Consider the following 17,343-nt stretch of genomic DNA (forward strand, 5'->3'; position numbering starts at 1 on the left):
TTCTGAAATTTATTCTACCACACTACCATACAAGTATGCTAGTATAAATTTAAACGTTTTCAAAGGAAAGGAGAAATTTCTATGATTTCAAAAAAGGAGCTCCAAGATATAACAAAGAAAATATTTTTAAAGTATGGTGTAACAGAAGAAGCTGCTGAAGTAATCGCTGATGTTCTTGTTCACGCCAACTTAAGAGGTGTCGATTCTCATGGTGTTTTACGGGTAGAACATTATATTAATCGAATCCAAGCTGGCGGAATTAATCCTGCTCCAGCGCTGCAAGTAACTAAAACCTCTCCCTCCACCAGTACTCTTGATGGGGATAATGGGTTTGGACACTATATCTCTAAATCAGCAATGGATATAGCAATTAAACAAGCTAAAGAAACAGGAACTGGAGCTGTAGCAGTCAAAAATAGCAGTCATTGCGGAGCGCTTTCTTACTTCGTTGAACAAGCTGCTCAAAATAAATTAATTGGTATAGCGATGACTCACACAGATAAAATAGTTGTTCCTTTCGGTGGATCAGAACCTTTCTTCGGTACTAACCCAATCGCTTTTGGCTTTCCGGCAAATAAGGAAGAGCCTGTCATATTAGATTTCGCTACAAGCACCGTCGCTTTAGGTAAGATTTTAAATGCAAAAGAAAAAAAAGAAAGTATTCCCGACGGCTGGGGGGTAGATGAAAATGGTGAAGCTACACACGATCCAAATAAAGTAGTTGCATTATCACCTTTTGGCGGTCCTAAAGGATATGGACTGGCAATGGTAGTTGAAATATTTTCTGCAATGCTGACTGGAGCAGCTTTTGGCCCCCATGTCTCTAAAATGTATGGAGAATATGATAAAAACCGGGAATTAGGTCATTTCTTTATGGCAATCGATCCAGCAAAATTTGTTTCCATTGATATATTTACATCTCGACTCGATCAAATGATTCAGGAATTAAGGGAAGCTGCCCCTGGTCCAAATACAGACAGAATTTATATTCCTGGCGAGTTAGAGACGCTCAATGCCCAAAAAAGGGGAAAAGAAGGGATTCCATTGCCTGATTCAGTCCTTGCATTTTTGAAACAGGAAATTGGAAAATAAAGCCAAGAGTATAAAACAAATAGTAGCTGAATCATCTGATAGAGGGAATTAACATAACTTTTCCCTCTATCTTCCTTTAAATGATTCAACTATTAATAGTTATAATTAGCTTGACAGAAAACTTATCAGAATACTATTGACTTATATTGTGAAATGATTCACAATATAAAGGTAAAGTATAAAATCTAACATCAAGGGGTGGGAAGAAAAGATGGAAACAAAATATCAAAAAGTAGATAGAGTTGTTTTAATCGGATCAGGGGCAGTTGGAATCAGCTACGCATTTGCTTTAATGAACCAAGGGGTTACAGAAGAGATAGCAATTATTGATTTAAATGCAGATAAAGCACTTGGGGATGTGTGGGATTTAAATCATGGTAAGACTTTTGCTCCTTCTCTTACAAATATTTGGCAGGGAGATTACAGTGACTGTAAAGATGCTGATATCGTCTGCCTTTGTGCAGGAGCAAACCAGAAACCAGGTGAAACGCGGTTAGATCTCGTTGAAAAAAACATGAAAATATTTAAAAAAATTGTTGGAGATGTCATGGCTGCAGGCTTCGATGGAATTTTCTTAGTTGCTACGAATCCTGTGGATGTTTTAACACAGGCAGTGATTGAATTTAGCGGTCTTCCTGCACATCGTGTTATCGGAAGTGGCACAACATTAGATACAGCACGGCTCCGTTATAAATTAGGTGAATATTTTCAAATTTCTCCTAAAGCCGTTCATGCCTATATCATTGGTGAACATGGAGATACAGAGCTTCCGCTTTGGAGCAGAGCAACAATTGGCCCTGTACCGCTTCATACTTACCTTGAAACTCATGAAAATCACAAAGCTGAAGACCTTGATCAAATTTTTGTGGAAGTGCGAGATGCAGCTTATCATATCATTGAGAAAAAAGGAGCCACTTTTTACGGCATTGCCATGAGTCTTGTACGGATTACAGAAGCTATTTTAAAAAATGAGCATACTGTGTTGACGACGAGCAGCTATTTACAAGGGCAATATGGTGTGGACGATGTATGTATCGGCGTCCCTACTATCATTAGCCGTAAAGGAGTCCAAGAAATCATTGAAGTTCCAATGAACGAGGAAGAACAGAAGAAATTCAAGCATAGTGTACAGACTTTAAAGGATATTTATGAGCCGGCAATCAAGCGTTTATAAATCTTAGATGATTATTAAAAACGTAATAGGAAGCATTTTATTCTGCTCCCTATTACGTTTTTTTCATCTGCTACTCTTTCCCCTCTAAAACAGCTACAACTTCTTTTAGCGTTTCCGGCTGTCCGACATTTCCGGGGAAAATAATATAAGCAGCATTTGGAAATTTGCTCTCAGGTCCAGTCTTCCAAACAGGAATACCCGGTTTCACCTGTCCTGCTACTTCTGCACGTTTCACAGACAAGCCTTCTGTTCCGATACTGCTGGAGGTAATCCCGCCCTTTGCAACAATATAACTCGGCTGTACTGCCAAATCCTTCACAATACTCGTTACCGCATCTGAAATTTTTACAGATTGCTTTAATTCTTCTTCCTTCTTATTTTCTCCAAGGTCCAGACGTTCTCTGCGCGTATAGTAAACAACAGATTGTCCGTTTTTAATTGCTTCTTCACAGGCTAAACGAACCCGTTCTGTTTCTTTTTTGAACTGCTCTTCATCCTGAACGAGATGCACATCGAATTCAATTCCCTGTACCAATCCGCTATCCAACAGGTGCTGTAATTGTTCTGTTGTCTTTTTCACATGAGAGCCGACTGCCACCAGTCCACCATTTTTCCTGCTTTTAGAAATAAGCATTTCTTCTCTGGTTAATAAAGGCTTGTCACTGATACCTCCAAGTACTTTTGTTAAGGAAGCGGCGCTCCGGCAGATAAAATGCTTCCCGGCACGAATAGCTTTGATTAATGCTGTAGCAAAAACCTCTACATCCTCATAGCCGACTGCGTTCACTATGATTTTTTGAAAATCCTTTGCCTGCAGCAATTGTTCTTTAATTTCATCTGCTTTTTGGTTACGCAAATCCTTTAACGAAATATAAATCGTACTTTCTTTTGTATATCGGCCATTCGTTTTTTCCTCCACCCATTCACCAAGATCAGAAGCAGTGAATCCAAATGTTCTATCCTTTGCAAATTCTGTATCCCCGGCAGGAACCAGGACATCTCCATCCTGAACATAGTGAACATTATTTATGGTGAATCTTCCGCCTTCTTTGAAAAATGGAATAATGACCTCTCCATCAAAGGAAACTGCTCCCTTTTCTTCGATAGTTTCTTTCAAAATCTCTGTTTCCAGCGGGTAGTGCCCACGCATTGTAGAATCTGAACGGCTGATTAAAATATAAGGAATGTCTTTTTCCTCAGATACTGTCTGGACCCGCTCAGCAATGTCTGTATGACAGCGGATCGTTTCCTGTTCAGTAAATCCGCGTGAGTTTGTCAAAATGAAAAACATACTTACCTCTTCTTCAAATCCTGCTTCAATCGAGGCTTTATCCCAATTTGTATAAACAGATACACCATGTACCGTCTGAATTCCTGTGGGGTCATCATCAAGGACAACAATTTTATACGGAGAATCTGCTAATTCTGCTTGCAGAACGGATAGCGTTTGCTGTCCATCAACTACTTTGATGCTGCTCAAAGTCTCTTTTGCATTTAGCGTTTCTGCCATATTACTCCACCTCTTCTCTTTTCACAATCACATTTGCTAATTTTTCATAATGCTGCACAATACTTGCATGGTCTAATGTTTCTTTGCCGTCGCTTGCTAAAGAATGGAAAATTTCCAATAGCTGACTGGATAATGGAAGTGGTACATGCAAATCATGTGCCGTATTCATTACATTGGTAATATCCTTCATATTTATATCCACGCGTCCGCCAGCTGTAAAATTACGGTCCAGCATCATTGGAACTTTTGCATCCAATACCGCACTTCCAGCCAAGCCACCACGAATCGCCTGATACATTTTCTCTGTATCAATCCCCGCTTTGGCAGCAAGTGTCACTGCCTCAGAAACAGCAGCAATATTTAAGTTAACGATAATCTGATTAGCCAATTTTGCTGTAGATCCACAACCGGAATCACCAACTAAAACAACTTCTTTTCCCACTGCTCTCAATATCGGCTTTACATTTTCAAAATCAGCTGATGCACCTCCAACCATAATAGCAAGCGTTCCCTCAATTGCTCCTGTCTCTCCACCACTTACCGGTGCATCTAAAAATGAAACGCCATGCTCTGCTGCTTCCAGTGACAGCTGTTTTGACTCTGTCGGTAATACAGAGCTCATATCCACAATAATGGAGCCTTCCTTTGCGCCCTCGATAACGCCATTCATGCCAAAAATAGCCGCACGGACATGGGCTCCCTTTGGAAGCATGGTAATAACCACTTCACTGTTTTCAGCCACTTCTTTTCCGGTTGCTGCGGGTATTGCTCCTGCTGCCGCAACTGTTTTCACTGCCTCTGGATTTAGATCAAAAGCAGTCACCCTAAAGCCAGCTTTTAATAAATTCTTTGTCATCGGCATCCCCATAATTCCTAATCCAATAAATCCGACACTTTGTTTCATCTTTTAGCCTCCTTTTTATAGATTAAATACATACCTGTTAACATTTATCATTTTCTTCATTATCTGCTCCCTTACTTCTTCATTCTCGTAACGGCCAGACGGGATAAATTGATTTGTCTTTTGCCTTCTTCCCCAAGCATCGCAGACATCTTTGTATACAGCGTATCCATCATTGTTAACTGAATAAGCCTTGAAACCATTGCATCTGACTGTCTGTTTGTTTCATTTGCCTGCGTCAGCAGCAGACAATCTGCCATCCCTGCCAGTGAAACGTTTTCATTAGAAGTAATAACAATTAAAAATGCCCCGTTATTTTTAGCCATTTCACTAACATGGATGGTGTCGATGGTTTCTCCAGAATGGGAGATAGCTATTACAACGTCTCCCTCTGACATATGACTGGCATAAATGGCTTGATAATGCGGATCTTTAACGGCTATCGCTTTTCCGCCGAGCCGCATAAATTTATGGGCACAATCCTCCGCAACAGTTCCTGATAACCCTTGTCCAATGAAATAGATTTGATTCGCTGAAATTAATCTGCCGACAGCTTCATAAATCTTTTTTTCATTCATTTTTGCTTTTGTCAGCTTCATAGCTTGAAAATACTGCTGTCCAATCTTTTCAAACATGGTCCCGATATCATCCTCAGGTAAGATATCCACCTGTGCAGGGTTTGCCTGTTGATAATCCCCCTGCTCCTGTGCCAGAGCCACCTTCAATTCCTGATAACTGTTATAACCAAGTTTCCGATAAAGACGTACAACACTTGGCTCACTAACCAGGCTCAATCCCGCCAGCTCATTCATAGATAGTAAAAATGGTTTCTTATGTATCTCTAATTGATGTATAATCTTATGTTCAGTATTTGTAAGCGATTTCCTTTTTTCTTGAATTCGATGTTTAAAACTTTTCATTTCTTCCTCCTCACCTATTATGTTAGTAATATTACTACACATATTAAAGATAGACAAGTTATATTTTTCAGAAAAAACGTTTTTCTTTGTAGTTTTACTACATCATTATCAGAGTATATGGATTCTGCTATCTAAGCTAAATAAAGACATAGCCTATCTGAAATACATTTTCAGATAGGCTATGTCTTTAACGCTATGAATACATTATTCATCATCTACATCAGCTACAACAGTTTGCTGATAATCAATTAAGATGACCGAACGGACACCAGCTTCCTCCCCATCACCTTTTTCAATAGGACTGACATAATGGGAAACCGCTGAATCCGCTACCCCATATGATTCCAAAGGCTTTGTAATTTCAAAAATCTCTTTCACATCTTCCTGATTAACCGTATCAAAATTTTCTCCTGCTGCATTTGGAACGCCAATGGCGTTGGTACCGCCTTTTACGTTCTCTCTTTTGATTAAATGGGCAAAAGTAAACGGCTCTCCATCCTGATGAAAACAATTCGGTGAAGAAACAGCTTTGTCCGTATCATTTTCCACATAAAGCTTTACAAAATGCACACCAACGTGAATCGGCATGATACGGTCTTCTTCCTTCCAAAATGTTTCATGATAATCAAACAGGATAATTTTTTCTAATAATTTATTTGCTTGTATTTCTTTATCAATACAAGGGAATTCGCGATAAGAGCCTGGATATTCCGGATTAAATTTTCCTTGGAAGTATGCAGAGTACTCCTTTCCATCTTTAGTAAGCGTTGGAAGCCATTCAATCTGACCAGAGGTTGGCAACACAAGTGCACGTGAATATCTTCTATAGCGATTTAACCCTTTGGCATATTCGTCAGCAGGAAGGTCCTCAAAATAATTTAATAATGCCTGATAGTCTGCTTCTATACCTTCATAGTCTAATTGCCGCATTAAATCATACCGCGCATAGCCATTATTTTTTAAGTTACTCATCTATATTACTCCTTTATTGTGTATACTTCTTAGTATTTCTAATAGGTTCTATTACCAAAGCAATTACAAATTATTATTTTAGAGGATTTGGATTGAAAAAACAAATGGGATAGAAGTTTGTTTAAATTATATAGTGACGTTATTAACTAGAAAATTTATGAATTAAAGGAAGTTTTATTGATGAAAATAATAATAAATCCAGCTGTTCCTTTAATATAATCGTTCATTTTCATATTTACTTTAAAAAATACCCTTTTTTTCATAGATATATTACAACCATTCTATTAAAATAGAATTATAAATTATATCTCAGGGGTGGTTAGATGGATCAATATAAATTTGACTCAAGTGACAGTAAATTTATTGTGGAGGCTATTGTTGAAGGTTACCGGGATTACGTAGATCATCGTAAAGAACGTCATCACAATATGAAAATCAGCTTTGCCTTCGCATGGACTAAGGGAAACTTTATTGAAAGCAGACTTGCTGAAAATAGTGACAGGGTTCATTTAACATATAGACGTGCAAAAGCAGGTTTAACATGGGATTATTTACAGTTTATTAATGGAGACACGAAAAAACTTTTTTTAATTAAAAATGCGGCGTATTTCAATAAAGATCGTTTTTCTCAAGCAATACTCCCTGGAAATATGAATCATAAAAGACCGCAAAGAACCTACCTCCATGAGCTTTCGAAAATAAATGAGCACCTTGACTTTATAGATACATCTAAGAATGCGAATAGTTCAAATGAAATGAGTGAACAGCTTTCTTTATTTATAACTGATATGCAAGTACAAAATGAGCTTACAGATTTACAAGCGTCTTATAACGAATTTCACATTCTTACTTATAGCATTGATGATGCCTATCAGATATCTGAAATAATGCATTATCTCCCAAACCCTGATGATAACAAAGCTTATCTAATCGAAGACCTTTCAGATTACATCTCAGGTTCCGAATTAACCGATGAAGAAAGAGACATAATTGCTCCAGAACAGGATAATGATATAATTAACCCTGAAGAATTTGACATTGGCATTTTAGAAGAAGAACAAGAATAATTTTTATGACAAGGAGGGCACTACATGTTCCAAGGTGAAAACCTGACCAATTTACGTATGATGCGTGGATATTCACGTAAAAAGCTCTCTGAAATGTTGAGTATAACGGAGCAGGCAGTATGGCAATATGAAAATAATTATACTTCACCAAAAATGGAGATAGTAAATAACCTAAAAAATATATTTCATGTTAAAAGCAAGTATTTTTATAAGGCAGATGCACTCGGAAATACGCATAACCAGACGAATATCAATATGATGAACATCGCTTATCGATCAAAAGAGATTAATTTGATGTCTAAAACACAAGCCGAAGCAAAATACATGGAATTTCTTGATCGATTTGTAGACTATTTATCCAGTAAAATTTCTTACCCGACTCAGAAAGTTATTCAGCTAAGAAATCGTATCATCCATTATTTAAATACATCGAACGACAGCAGGCAGGAACAAATAATAAAAGCTGCGAAACTGGCACGAGAAGAGCTTGGACTTGGCCAGACGACAAACAGCAACCTGATGTTTCTCGCTGAAAAAAGCGGCATCTTTATTTTTGAAAAAGCTATTGGTGAAGAAATTGATGCTTATAGCGTATGGACAAAGCAGGACAGACCTTTTATTATCTTGGGAAATTTAAAGCGTTCTGCTGCACGCCGAAATTTTGATATTGCGCATGAGCTTGGTCATCTGCTGCTGCATTTTCGTGTTGAATTTACTAATCTAGACCGTAAAGAATATAAGACACTAGAAAATGAAGCCAATCAGTTTGCAGGTGCTTTTCTTCTCCCTGAACAAATACTGAAAGAAGAATTACTCGACCTTTCCCGCCCAGCTAACCCGGATGCTTATTTGGATTTAAAAAAGAAATGGCTGGTGTCTCTGCAAGTTTTAGGCTACCAGGCATTGAGGTTAAATATTCTGGATTCCAAAAAGCACCGAAATTTCTATGCTGCACTTCATCGAAAAGGTTATTTAAAACAAGAGCCGCTGGATGAAGCATTGCCTATCCAAAGACCGCAAAAAATCAAATCTATTATTGATTATGCTGTAAAAGAAGGCATTATTGATATACAACATATGATGGACGTAGACTGGATGGCTGAGACTGGCTTTTTTTATCAGTTAACAGGAATGGAAGAAAGCTTTTTTAGAAGGTACCTGCAGAAAAAGCAGAATTTTGAATTGGCTGAGATTGCTGAGATTTCACCGAACTATGGGTAGGCCCCAATTACAAATACCCGCTCTTCTCATTAGAAAGAGAAAAGCGGGTATTTTCTATTCAGCTATCCTGCCAATCTCCTTAGCAGCTTGATATAAAACCTCCACCGCGGGCAGTAACGTATCCTCATGAATATCAAACTTCTCATTATGATGCCCTGCCGCTAATTCTGTTCCAAAAATACAGTAAGTAGCCTGACCGCCACCACGCTGTACTCTGTCCATAAAATACGTTGCATCCTCTGATCCGGAACTATCACTACTTTCCAGCAATGCCCCGGCAATTTCCGGATGAGATTCTGCACATTGTTTTAAAATCTCTGCCACTCCTAAAGAGCAATCACAATTCAAGGCTTCTCCAGCTACCTCCACCTTAGCATTAAGCTGATACATTTTTGCAGCGCCGTCCACTATGGATTGTACCTGCTCCTTCACATACTGGTTTATTTCTGATGTCTCCCCGCGTGTTTCTGCGATTAACATAGCATAGTCAGGAATAATATTTCTCCCTGATCCTGCATGCAGTTCACCAACATTAACACGGGAGGATCCATCTGAATGCCGGGTAACAGCATGCATATTTAACACTGCAGAAGCTGCTGCAAGCAAAGCATTTTTCCCTTCCTGCGGCTTGGCGCCAGCATGTGCGGCTACTCCTTTGAAGGTAATATTCAACTTAGAGGTAGCCAAAAAACCATTGCTCGCTGCTACAAAATGCTGATGAGGTACTCCAGTTCCGATATGGGAAGCAATAAAGTAATCTACATTATCTACTACTCCCGCCTCAGCCATTGATTTTGCACCACGTGTCCCTTCCTCGGCCGGCTGGAAAATAAGCTTAATTGTTCCACTGAGCTGATCTTTATTTTCTGCAAGCTTCGTCGCCAGTCCCAAACCAATTGAAGTATGGGAATCATGGCCGCACGCATGCATGGTACCCGTAGCAGTAGAGCGAAATCCAGCTTGATTCGGTACATGGTCAGCCGCATCAGATTCATGGATTGGCAATGCGTCCATATCAACCCGGTAAGCAATCGTTGGACCCGGTTGTGCAGTTCGAAGTGTCGCAACAATTCCAGTATATCCTTCTGCAAAATACTCCACATATCTCGTATCAGCGCCATTTTCCAAAGCCCACTCCAAATGCTGCTTTGTTTCCTTTTCTCCCGGTTTCCCCATGCAGCCCGCTTCTGTCATTACCTCTTTGCCCAGTGCAAGTTCATAACCTAATTCATCTAGCACCCCTGCCACCTTGGAAGCAGTACGGATTTCCAGAAATCCTTGTTCAGGGTATTGATGAAAATCTCTGCGCCAGGCAATCAATTGCTCAGCCAACTCTCCCTGTTTCATAAGACCATATCTCCTTTTTCTCATCTATTTTATCGCAGTCCTCTTCACTCGGGGGTGCAAAGAAACCCCACTGAAGAAAGTTTTATTTTATAAATGTGGATGGATTCCCGGTCCAAACGGTATTCCTGTAAAATAGAATACCAAAATCAATATAATCCATGTAATCAGGAACGTAATGGTATATGGAAGCATTAAAGAAATATACGTCCCAATACTTGCCTTTTTATCATATCTTTGCATAAACGCAAGAATAATAACCAGATACGGGAATAATGGTGTAACAATATTTGTTGATGAATCTGCAATACGGTATGCCGCCTGTGTAAATGCAGGATGATAGCCCAGCTGCATGAACATTGGCACAAATATTGGCGCTTCAATAGCCCATTTTGCTGATCCCGAGGTAATAAGAAAGTTCAGCATCGCTGTAAAAATGATATAACCGATAATCAGGCCCATTCCAGTGAAATTAACAGAGGTTAAGAATTCTGCTCCATTCACTGCCAGCCACGTTCCAAGGTTACTCCAGTTAAAGTAAGCTGTAAATTGAGCAATGGCAAAAACAAGTACAATATAACTTGCCATGTCCTTAATAGACTCAGCCATATAATTACTAACATCTTTTCCTGATTTAATTTTTCCTACAGTGATTCCAAAAGTAACACCTACAATAATAAAGAGAAACAGGACAAGCGGTACGATACCATCTAAAAATGGAGATGAAGGAATAATTCCGCCCTCTTCATTTGTCAATGGACTATTTGGAATAAATACCGCAATTGCGACAATTGCTATATAGATAAGCCCGGCAATAACCGCATACAGCAGTCCTTTCCCTGCATTAGGCAATTCTTCTGCATTCTCTTCTTCTACCGAGTCCCCTTTGTATTCACCTAAACGAGGTTCAATAAAGCGTGTTGTGACAAGTCCCCCGACAATCGTCAGAACAAACACAGATACGATATTGAAATACCAGTTATCAACAGGTGTGACAATCATTGTTTCATCAACGATTCTTGCTGCTTCAGTGGAAATTCCTGCTAATAAAGCATCTGTCCCGGCAATAAACAGGTTTGCAGTAAATCCGGCACCAGCACCGGCAAACCCTGCGCTTAATCCAGCCAGAGGATGACGGCCGACTTTATAGAAAACCAATGCTGCTAGCGGGGGTATTAACACAACCGCTGCATCAGATGCCAGGTTCCCCATAATCCCAACAAATACAACCGTATAAGTTAACAGGAAAGGCGGCGACTTCAGAATCGTTTTACGAATCGCATAATCAAGCAAGCCTACCTTCTCTGCCAGTCCAATCCCAAGCATCATTACCAATACCAGACCCAGCGGTGCAAAGCCTGTAAAGTTATCAAGCATCGATGTTAGAATAAATTCAAGTCCTTCTCCAGACAGAAGACTTTTAATTGGCACTTCTTCTCCGCTTCCAGGATGGATCACCGATGCATTAAATAAGCTAAAAATCCATGAAAGGATAATCATAAATACAGCCAGTCCAATAAATAGCACGAATGGATCCGGCAGTTTATTCCCTACTTTTTCAACGACATCGAGAAATTTTTGAAAAAATCCTTTTTTCTTTTTCATGAATTCACCTCTTCATTAAATTTTTTATTCATTCAATTTCGATGGTTTCACTTCTTTAGGGATAGGACATGTATACGGATTATTTTCCGCAAATGCCCGGAACTCCTTTTTCACTTCATTCAAGCTTTCTTCGGATTTTAATAGAGTCAACCCAGTTAGAGCCATACTTCCGGCAGCGCGAAGCATACCTTTATTAGCAATACTGCTTATACCCTGCGTTGTCATTTGCCACGTATGCAGTGGTGTACCAAGCACAGAAGTGGCCGCAGTTACTTGGGCTGTCGGAACTACCCAGCTCACGTCTGAAACATCTGATGAACCATGTAAGAGCTCATTGGACGCCTCGTACGGTGAAATACTGTCTGAAATATATTTACCAGCAAATTCGCTGCCATCGCCTGCATAGCCAAAACCTCTCATCAGATCCACATAAAAGGATTGCTCTTCTTTGGTAAAGGTCTCCCATATATCCTTGGCAAACGACTCTTCTTCTTTTGCAGTTTCATCCACACCATATTCTATTAATTGCTGATACAATATCTTTTCCAGGGTCCGGTTGGGAATATAATTCGAGCATGCTTTATCAAGTTCAATCGTCAATTCTGTTCCGGTCATTAGAGCAGCCCCTCTGGCAATATCCTTCACACGCTCTAAAATGTCACCAGCCTCCCCAACCTTTGCAGCTCGTACTAAATAAAGTACTTCTGCATTTGATTGAACAACGTTTGGTGAAATGCCGCCGGAATTTGTAACTGCATAATGCACCCGGGCGTCGTCTACGATATGCTCCCGTAAATAATTAACACCGACATTCATCAGTTCAACAGCATCTAACGCACTTCTTCCCAGATGAGGGGAATTGGCAGCATGTGCCGCAGTACCTTTAAACCGGAAGAAAACCTGATAGTTTGCTAATGTTGGGCGGCTCATTACTGCATTCGCTGGTGATGGATGCCATGTCAACGCTGTATCAACATCATCAAAAACACCATCCCGTACCATAAAGGTTTTCCCGGATCCTCCTTCTTCTCCCGGACATCCAAAGAAAATCACTGTACCAGGAAGATTCTCCGCTTCTAAATAGCTCTTCACAGCACAGGCTGCTGCAAAAGCACCTGTACCTAATAAATTATGACCGCAGCCATGACCTACATCATTTTCTAATGGGGCATATTTCGTAGCCCCCGGCTTCTGACTAAGTCCTGATAACGCATCAAATTCACCTAAAAATCCAATGACCGGCTTACCTGAACCATACGCAGCCGTAAATGCTGTCTCTATACCTGCAACATTCCGCTCAACCTGAAATCCCTGCTTTTCACACTCCCTTGCAAGGTACGCCGCAGATTCATATTCTTCAAATCTGGTTTCGGGATGATCGAATACATAATTTGAAACTTCTGCAAAATATTCCTTGTGCTCATCAAGGTAACGTTTAATAAATTCCTTCATTATTGCAAGCGCCTCCATTTTGTTTTAAGTTTTTAATTGTAAAAGATTAGCATCAATGAAGCAATATACATTTTTAGGTCTTCCCCGTTGACTGGATTGAATTTTCCCACATTTTTTGATTATATTAGCCTGCTCCAGCTCTGCCAGTATTCTTCTTCCATTCCGCTCTGTGCTCTGAAGCCATCTGGAAATATCCTCTGAAGTAAATTCCTGTTGATTGTACTTGTGTGAATAGACGATGATCCTGAGTACATCGCGGGGACTAACCTTTTTATCGGCAAAACGTCTCGATAACTCTTCCTCCAGAGTTTTTAAATCCAGCGTTCCTCCTAATGAATCAGCTGATTTTTTGGATAATTCTCCCGCTCCTTCTACAAGGAGGATAGAGGCTTCTTTTTCAGGTGGATCTTGACTCAGACCATACCTGACATTCTGCTCTGCATGCAGCACATTCTCCCCAAAGCCAATTGCTACAGCAGCAACAAGCTGATCTTTAATCTGGTATTCTTCTATCAGCTTAAATAAAGAACGCTCCGCCTTATTATCGATTTCACCTTTCGTAGTAAAGATAAAAAACAAGCCTTCACCCTCTTCAACAAGTGAACCTTGAAGCGACTCAGTAAGCTGCAGCAGCGACTTTTTCCAATTGAGCTGATGATGCTTCCACTGAAAAAGCTGATGCTGTGTCACCGTTTTGGCAGTATTCTTTAATCTGCAGCCGATGATCGCCATTTGTCGATTCTCATACAAATTGGCCTGAGCTTTCTCCATCAGCAATTCAATTGTCAGTTTAATAGACAAATAGGATGCTGTTAACCGGTATACAGGAACTCCTGCCTCTTTCAACTGATAATAAACTCCATTTAAGGTTGTTATTGCTAACTCAATCTTTCCTTCGTCGTAAAGCTTTTTGTGGAAAGCAACGACATCATTTCTCGAATAATCTAATTGAAAAGATATCGTGTAATATTTCAAAGCATCCAAATGATAAAAAGATAAAATTTTATCCAGTTCTGTTTTTTCAATATTATCGATGCTGATTTTAGTAAAAATTCTTCCCTCATTTAATTGTGCTTCAAGCAATTCGCCAAAAAAACTCGACCCGTGTAAAGTAGGGTAACCGCCTTCATCTTCATGAATTAGTTTATTTTCCATTGCGTAAGTGTAATTTAAAAGTCCGGAAAATAACCATTGATCAACAAGATAACGATTTTTTTCTATAATTCCAGAAATTTCATCCAGCTCTTCGTAAGGAAACGAAAGCAATTTCAAATTTTTGAACTCTTTTCCCACTTCCAAAATTTTTTCAATGGACTTGGCAGGTCCAATTACACCAAATTTAAGATACATACCGTTCACCACCTCCAATCAATTAGCATTTAGAAAATTCATCAATTAAGGAATATTTCCTTTAATTAATGAAATACTACTAAACGCTTTTTTATTTGTCAACTACATAATGGTAAATATAGGTCTTATTAAGCTTTATAAAAGGATTTCATGTAGTAAATATTAATCATCAGGGTATTTATTAACGGAAATTTCCTTAAATCATTTCTGTTATGAATGAATCAGGATTTGTTTAAAATATTCTATTTAATAACAAAAAAAGCAAATAAAAGAGGAGTACTTTGATTTCAAATCAATATACTCCCCTTTTACGTATCAAGCATAACAATATAAAATTTCAATCCTCACTCCTATTAGAGCACTCTTTAATAATATATTTATTCAAAAATTGAAGTCAGTTGCTTTTTTGCTGGTATTTTTCAGTACCAGTTATTATTTTAAAATCATGTTAATTTATGTGCCCGTGTAACTATAATAATTTTTTATGGATTAGATAATGTAATATCATGATTTCCTACATTTCGCAAAACTATATAATCAGGATTCTGATAATGAAAAGTAATGCGTATCCCCATGGTTGGCGAAGCTTCAAATATAAATTTGTGACCTTTCATCTTTTTTACCCATTTATGATAAAGGCGACCTTTCATTAATGTTTTAATTGATTTATCAACTTGTCTGCCGATGCCAGATGAACCACCTGTTACAATGACTACTTTATTCTCTATATCTAACCAATTATTTGCCATTATTATGCCTCCTCTTTTTCTTCTGACTTCATTATATTGCTAACCGTTTTCAAAATTAATTTGTTGTTTTGTGCAGATTAGGGAAAAAGGGAAAATAATTATACAAGAAATGGAGAAACTACAAGCTGATGTTTTATTTAACAATGCAGAAATAAGACCAAGATGAGGTGACAGGATGGATAAAGCAAAAATATCAGAAGAAATTCAAAAAATCTTAGATGTTTCAAAGGTTGGTGTTCTTTCCACTTCACATAAGAACGTACCCAATAGCCGTTATATGGTTTTTTACCATGATGAAGCCATACTATACACCAAAACGGATGACGATTCTCCAAAAGTAGAAGAAATAGAAAGTAATCCGCAAGCGCATATTTTACTGGGATACGAAGAAACAAAAAATAAAAGCTTTGTGGAAATCCGAGCAAAGGTAGAGATTATCAATGATCAGGAAGTTATTGACTGGTTATGGGAAACACAGGATAAGACCTACTTTGACTCAAAAAATGATCCGGATTTAACTGTTCTCAAACTGACTCCAGTACAAATTAAAATCATGAATAGCGCTAATCTTGATACGCCTGTGACAATTAAAACGGAGGATATTCTAGAATAAGACAACAAAAAACCAGGCAACCTCATTCTGGTTGGGAATGGGTTGTCTGGTTTCTATTTAACAGCCTTTCATAGTGAAAGTTAACTCAACACGCCTTCTGCTGTATCATTTTTTACAATCAGGAATACTTTGCCTTCGTCCATATCTTCTTCATATTCATGCGCATCTGCATCAGATACTCCCAGTTCACGCAATTTTTCTCTTAATTCATCGCCTTGTTTTTCAAAGTCTCCAATATCCTTCTTATTATAATCGACACCTGACGCTTCTGTATTTTTCACAATACGTGCAGTCCGATCATCATCATGTGAGAGGATAAAAATATCACCAGAGCTAATATTATTGTCTTTTAACTTATTTACATCTTTTTCTAATGTTTCATCATTTGTATAAGCTTTTACAAAAGTCATTTCTTATTACCTCCTTAAAAATGGTTACATTTATTATTTTCCCGGTTTACATAAATTTAATCATGTATTTAGAAGAAAAAATTTAAGCTAAATAATATCCAGCGGCTTCTTTCGTTTTGGTGCAGGAAATTCTTTTTCAATCAGCTGCAGTTCTTCTTCAGAAAGCTTTATCGATTGAGCATCTATATTTTCCTGAATATGCTTTTTATTACTGGATTGCGGGATGGCCAGTACATCATGATGCCGGATTGTCCAGGCCAGCATAATCTGAAATATTGTTGCATTATGCTGCTCAGCAATTTTCTGAAGTACTTTGTTGCCTGCGATGTTATCACCTCTCGTGTCACCTTGGGCAATAGGGGAATAAGCGATTGTTGGAAGTGATTTTTCTTTCTGCGCTGGCAGTAAATCATATTCAATACCTCTGCTGGCCATATTATATAATACTTGATTTGCTGTACAATTCTCTCCGCCTTTCAGCTTCCACATTCCTTCCACATCTGCTGTATCAAAATTGGAAACACCCCAATTCCGGATCCTTCCGTCCTTCACATACTTTTCCAGTGATTCAATGGTTTCTTCGAGCGGTGTACTGCTTTTCCAGTGCAGCAGATATAAGTCCAGATAATCTGTACCCAGCCGTTCCAAAGAATTCTCAAGTGAACGTTCCAACTCCGGCTCCTGTGCATGAAATGGATAGAACTTGGAAATCAGATAAATATCTTCTCTCTTTATATCCTTGATAGCCTCACCGATAAGATTTTCTGAATTTCCTTCTCCATACATTTCAGCAGTATCGATTACTTCAATGCCATTTTCCAGACCGTACCTGAGCGCTTCTATTTCCTGATTTCTTTTTGACGGGCTGTCTCCCATATGCCAGGTCCCTATGCCGATCGGGAATAGATTTTCCTTGCCTAGTTGAACCATTCTATAACCTCTCTTTCAGCTTTCATTTATTTT

The 17,343-nt window shown here is 38.7% G+C and carries 16 protein-coding genes; 5 read left to right on the forward strand and 11 right to left on the reverse strand.

All coding sequences use genetic code 11. The annotated features are described in order from the left end of the window. The first annotated feature begins 81 nt into the window (after nucleotides 1–81). Both allD and IEX29_RS08480 read left to right on the forward strand, forming a co-directional pair. The gene (gene allD / locus IEX29_RS08475; RefSeq protein ID WP_188734029.1) at nucleotides 82–1,092 is read left to right on the forward strand and encodes an ureidoglycolate dehydrogenase; all 1,011 of its coding nucleotides are present in this window, start codon (nucleotides 82–84) and stop codon (nucleotides 1,090–1,092) included. A gap of 211 nt (nucleotides 1,093–1,303) precedes the next feature. Beyond that, nucleotides 1,304–2,266, forward strand: a complete 963-nt coding sequence (locus tag IEX29_RS08480; RefSeq protein WP_188734030.1) for an L-lactate dehydrogenase — start codon at nucleotides 1,304–1,306, stop codon at nucleotides 2,264–2,266. 70 nt (nucleotides 2,267–2,336) lie between these two features. Here the strand turns inward: IEX29_RS08480 and IEX29_RS08485 are convergent, their stop codons facing one another. The 4 genes from IEX29_RS08485 to IEX29_RS08500 form a co-directional block, all read right to left on the reverse strand. Further along, on the reverse strand, nucleotides 2,337–3,776 hold the full coding sequence (locus IEX29_RS08485) for a four-carbon acid sugar kinase family protein (RefSeq protein WP_188734031.1): 1,440 nt from the start codon (nucleotides 3,774–3,776) through the stop codon (nucleotides 2,337–2,339). 1 nt (nucleotide 3,777) lies between these two features. Continuing rightward, nucleotides 3,778–4,680, reverse strand: coding sequence for a 2-hydroxy-3-oxopropionate reductase (gene garR / locus IEX29_RS08490; protein ID WP_188734032.1), 903 nt, complete (start codon nucleotides 4,678–4,680; stop codon nucleotides 3,778–3,780). Between the two features lie 71 nt (nucleotides 4,681–4,751). Further along, nucleotides 4,752–5,597, reverse strand: coding sequence for a MurR/RpiR family transcriptional regulator (locus tag IEX29_RS08495; protein WP_188734033.1), 846 nt, complete (start codon nucleotides 5,595–5,597; stop codon nucleotides 4,752–4,754). Nucleotides 5,598–5,801: 204 nt separating this feature from the next. After that, nucleotides 5,802–6,569 carry a 2OG-Fe dioxygenase family protein gene (locus tag IEX29_RS08500; RefSeq protein ID WP_188734034.1) on the reverse strand — a complete coding sequence of 256 codons (768 nt, stop codon included), beginning with the start codon at nucleotides 6,567–6,569 and terminating at the stop codon, nucleotides 5,802–5,804. Nucleotides 6,570–6,892: 323 nt separating this feature from the next. On the opposite strand from IEX29_RS08500, the gene IEX29_RS08505 reads away from it, so the two are divergent. After that, entirely contained in the window at nucleotides 6,893–7,636 is a 744-nt protein-coding gene (locus IEX29_RS08505; protein WP_188734035.1) for a spr1630 family ClpXP-sensitive toxin, read from the forward strand. 24 nt (nucleotides 7,637–7,660) lie between these two features. Continuing rightward, nucleotides 7,661–8,857 (forward strand): spr1629 family repressor/antitoxin, encoded by a 1,197-nt coding sequence (locus tag IEX29_RS08510; protein WP_188734036.1) that lies wholly within the window; start codon nucleotides 7,661–7,663, stop codon nucleotides 8,855–8,857. Between the two features lie 54 nt (nucleotides 8,858–8,911). Here the strand turns inward: IEX29_RS08510 and IEX29_RS08515 are convergent, their stop codons facing one another. From IEX29_RS08515 to IEX29_RS08535, 5 genes are all read right to left on the reverse strand, one after another. Further along, the gene (locus IEX29_RS08515; protein ID WP_188734037.1) at nucleotides 8,912–10,204 is read right to left on the reverse strand and encodes an amidohydrolase; all 1,293 of its coding nucleotides are present in this window, start codon (nucleotides 10,202–10,204) and stop codon (nucleotides 8,912–8,914) included. An 87-nt stretch (nucleotides 10,205–10,291) separates the two neighbouring features. Next, nucleotides 10,292–11,806, reverse strand: a complete 1,515-nt coding sequence (locus IEX29_RS08520) for an AbgT family transporter (protein ID WP_188734038.1) — start codon at nucleotides 11,804–11,806, stop codon at nucleotides 10,292–10,294. 24 nt (nucleotides 11,807–11,830) lie between these two features. After that, nucleotides 11,831–13,258 carry a M20 family metallopeptidase gene (locus IEX29_RS08525; protein ID WP_188734039.1) on the reverse strand — a complete coding sequence of 476 codons (1,428 nt, stop codon included), beginning with the start codon at nucleotides 13,256–13,258 and terminating at the stop codon, nucleotides 11,831–11,833. A gap of 24 nt (nucleotides 13,259–13,282) precedes the next feature. Then, nucleotides 13,283–14,608 carry a hypothetical protein gene (locus IEX29_RS08530; protein WP_188734040.1) on the reverse strand — a complete coding sequence of 442 codons (1,326 nt, stop codon included), beginning with the start codon at nucleotides 14,606–14,608 and terminating at the stop codon, nucleotides 13,283–13,285. 482 nt (nucleotides 14,609–15,090) lie between these two features. Beyond that, nucleotides 15,091–15,357, reverse strand: coding sequence for a hypothetical protein (locus IEX29_RS08535; protein WP_188734041.1), 267 nt, complete (start codon nucleotides 15,355–15,357; stop codon nucleotides 15,091–15,093). Between the two features lie 175 nt (nucleotides 15,358–15,532). On the opposite strand from IEX29_RS08535, the gene IEX29_RS08540 reads away from it, so the two are divergent. Next, nucleotides 15,533–15,970 carry a pyridoxamine 5'-phosphate oxidase family protein gene (locus tag IEX29_RS08540; protein ID WP_188734042.1) on the forward strand — a complete coding sequence of 146 codons (438 nt, stop codon included), beginning with the start codon at nucleotides 15,533–15,535 and terminating at the stop codon, nucleotides 15,968–15,970. 80 nt (nucleotides 15,971–16,050) lie between these two features. Here IEX29_RS08540 and IEX29_RS08545 read toward each other — a convergent pair whose 3' ends face one another. After that, entirely contained in the window at nucleotides 16,051–16,380 is a 330-nt protein-coding gene (locus IEX29_RS08545) for a YflT domain-containing protein (RefSeq protein ID WP_188734043.1), read from the reverse strand. Between the two features lie 87 nt (nucleotides 16,381–16,467). Continuing rightward, nucleotides 16,468–17,310: an aldo/keto reductase gene (locus IEX29_RS08550; protein ID WP_188734044.1), complete on the reverse strand. Its 843-nt coding sequence runs from the start codon at nucleotides 17,308–17,310 to the stop codon at nucleotides 16,468–16,470. Between the last annotated feature and the right edge of the window lie 33 nt (nucleotides 17,311–17,343).

Origin of the sequence: Oceanobacillus neutriphilus (assembly GCF_014645515.1) — a bacterium.
Taxonomy (GTDB): Bacteria; Bacillota; Bacilli; order Bacillales; family Amphibacillaceae; genus Oceanobacillus; species Oceanobacillus neutriphilus.

Bases quoted from the DNA above. Each gene is read 5' to 3' on its own strand.
- IEX29_RS08540 (WP_188734042.1), top strand. From the start codon at position 15,533: ATGGATAAAGCAAAAATATCAGAAGAAATTCAAAAAATCTTAGATGTT.
- IEX29_RS08510 (WP_188734036.1), top strand. From the start codon at position 7,661: ATGTTCCAAGGTGAAAACCTGACCAATTTACGTATGATGCGTGGATAT.
- IEX29_RS08530 (WP_188734040.1), bottom strand. From the start codon at position 14,608: ATGTATCTTAAATTTGGTGTAATTGGACCTGCCAAGTCCATTGAAAAA.
- IEX29_RS08480 (WP_188734030.1), top strand. From the start codon at position 1,304: ATGGAAACAAAATATCAAAAAGTAGATAGAGTTGTTTTAATCGGATCA.
- IEX29_RS08520 (WP_188734038.1), bottom strand. From the start codon at position 11,806: ATGAAAAAGAAAAAAGGATTTTTTCAAAAATTTCTCGATGTCGTTGAA.
- IEX29_RS08505 (WP_188734035.1), top strand. From the start codon at position 6,893: ATGGATCAATATAAATTTGACTCAAGTGACAGTAAATTTATTGTGGAG.
- IEX29_RS08525 (WP_188734039.1), bottom strand. From the start codon at position 13,258: ATGAAGGAATTTATTAAACGTTACCTTGATGAGCACAAGGAATATTTT.
- IEX29_RS08535 (WP_188734041.1), bottom strand. From the start codon at position 15,357: ATGGCAAATAATTGGTTAGATATAGAGAATAAAGTAGTCATTGTAACA.
- garR (WP_188734032.1), bottom strand. From the start codon at position 4,680: ATGAAACAAAGTGTCGGATTTATTGGATTAGGAATTATGGGGATGCCG.
- IEX29_RS08485 (WP_188734031.1), bottom strand. From the start codon at position 3,776: ATGGCAGAAACGCTAAATGCAAAAGAGACTTTGAGCAGCATCAAAGTA.
- IEX29_RS08500 (WP_188734034.1), bottom strand. From the start codon at position 6,569: ATGAGTAACTTAAAAAATAATGGCTATGCGCGGTATGATTTAATGCGG.
- IEX29_RS08515 (WP_188734037.1), bottom strand. From the start codon at position 10,204: ATGAAACAGGGAGAGTTGGCTGAGCAATTGATTGCCTGGCGCAGAGAT.
- allD (WP_188734029.1), top strand. From the start codon at position 82: ATGATTTCAAAAAAGGAGCTCCAAGATATAACAAAGAAAATATTTTTA.
- IEX29_RS08495 (WP_188734033.1), bottom strand. From the start codon at position 5,597: ATGAAAAGTTTTAAACATCGAATTCAAGAAAAAAGGAAATCGCTTACA.
- IEX29_RS08550 (WP_188734044.1), bottom strand. From the start codon at position 17,310: ATGGTTCAACTAGGCAAGGAAAATCTATTCCCGATCGGCATAGGGACC.
- IEX29_RS08545 (WP_188734043.1), bottom strand. From the start codon at position 16,380: ATGACTTTTGTAAAAGCTTATACAAATGATGAAACATTAGAAAAAGAT.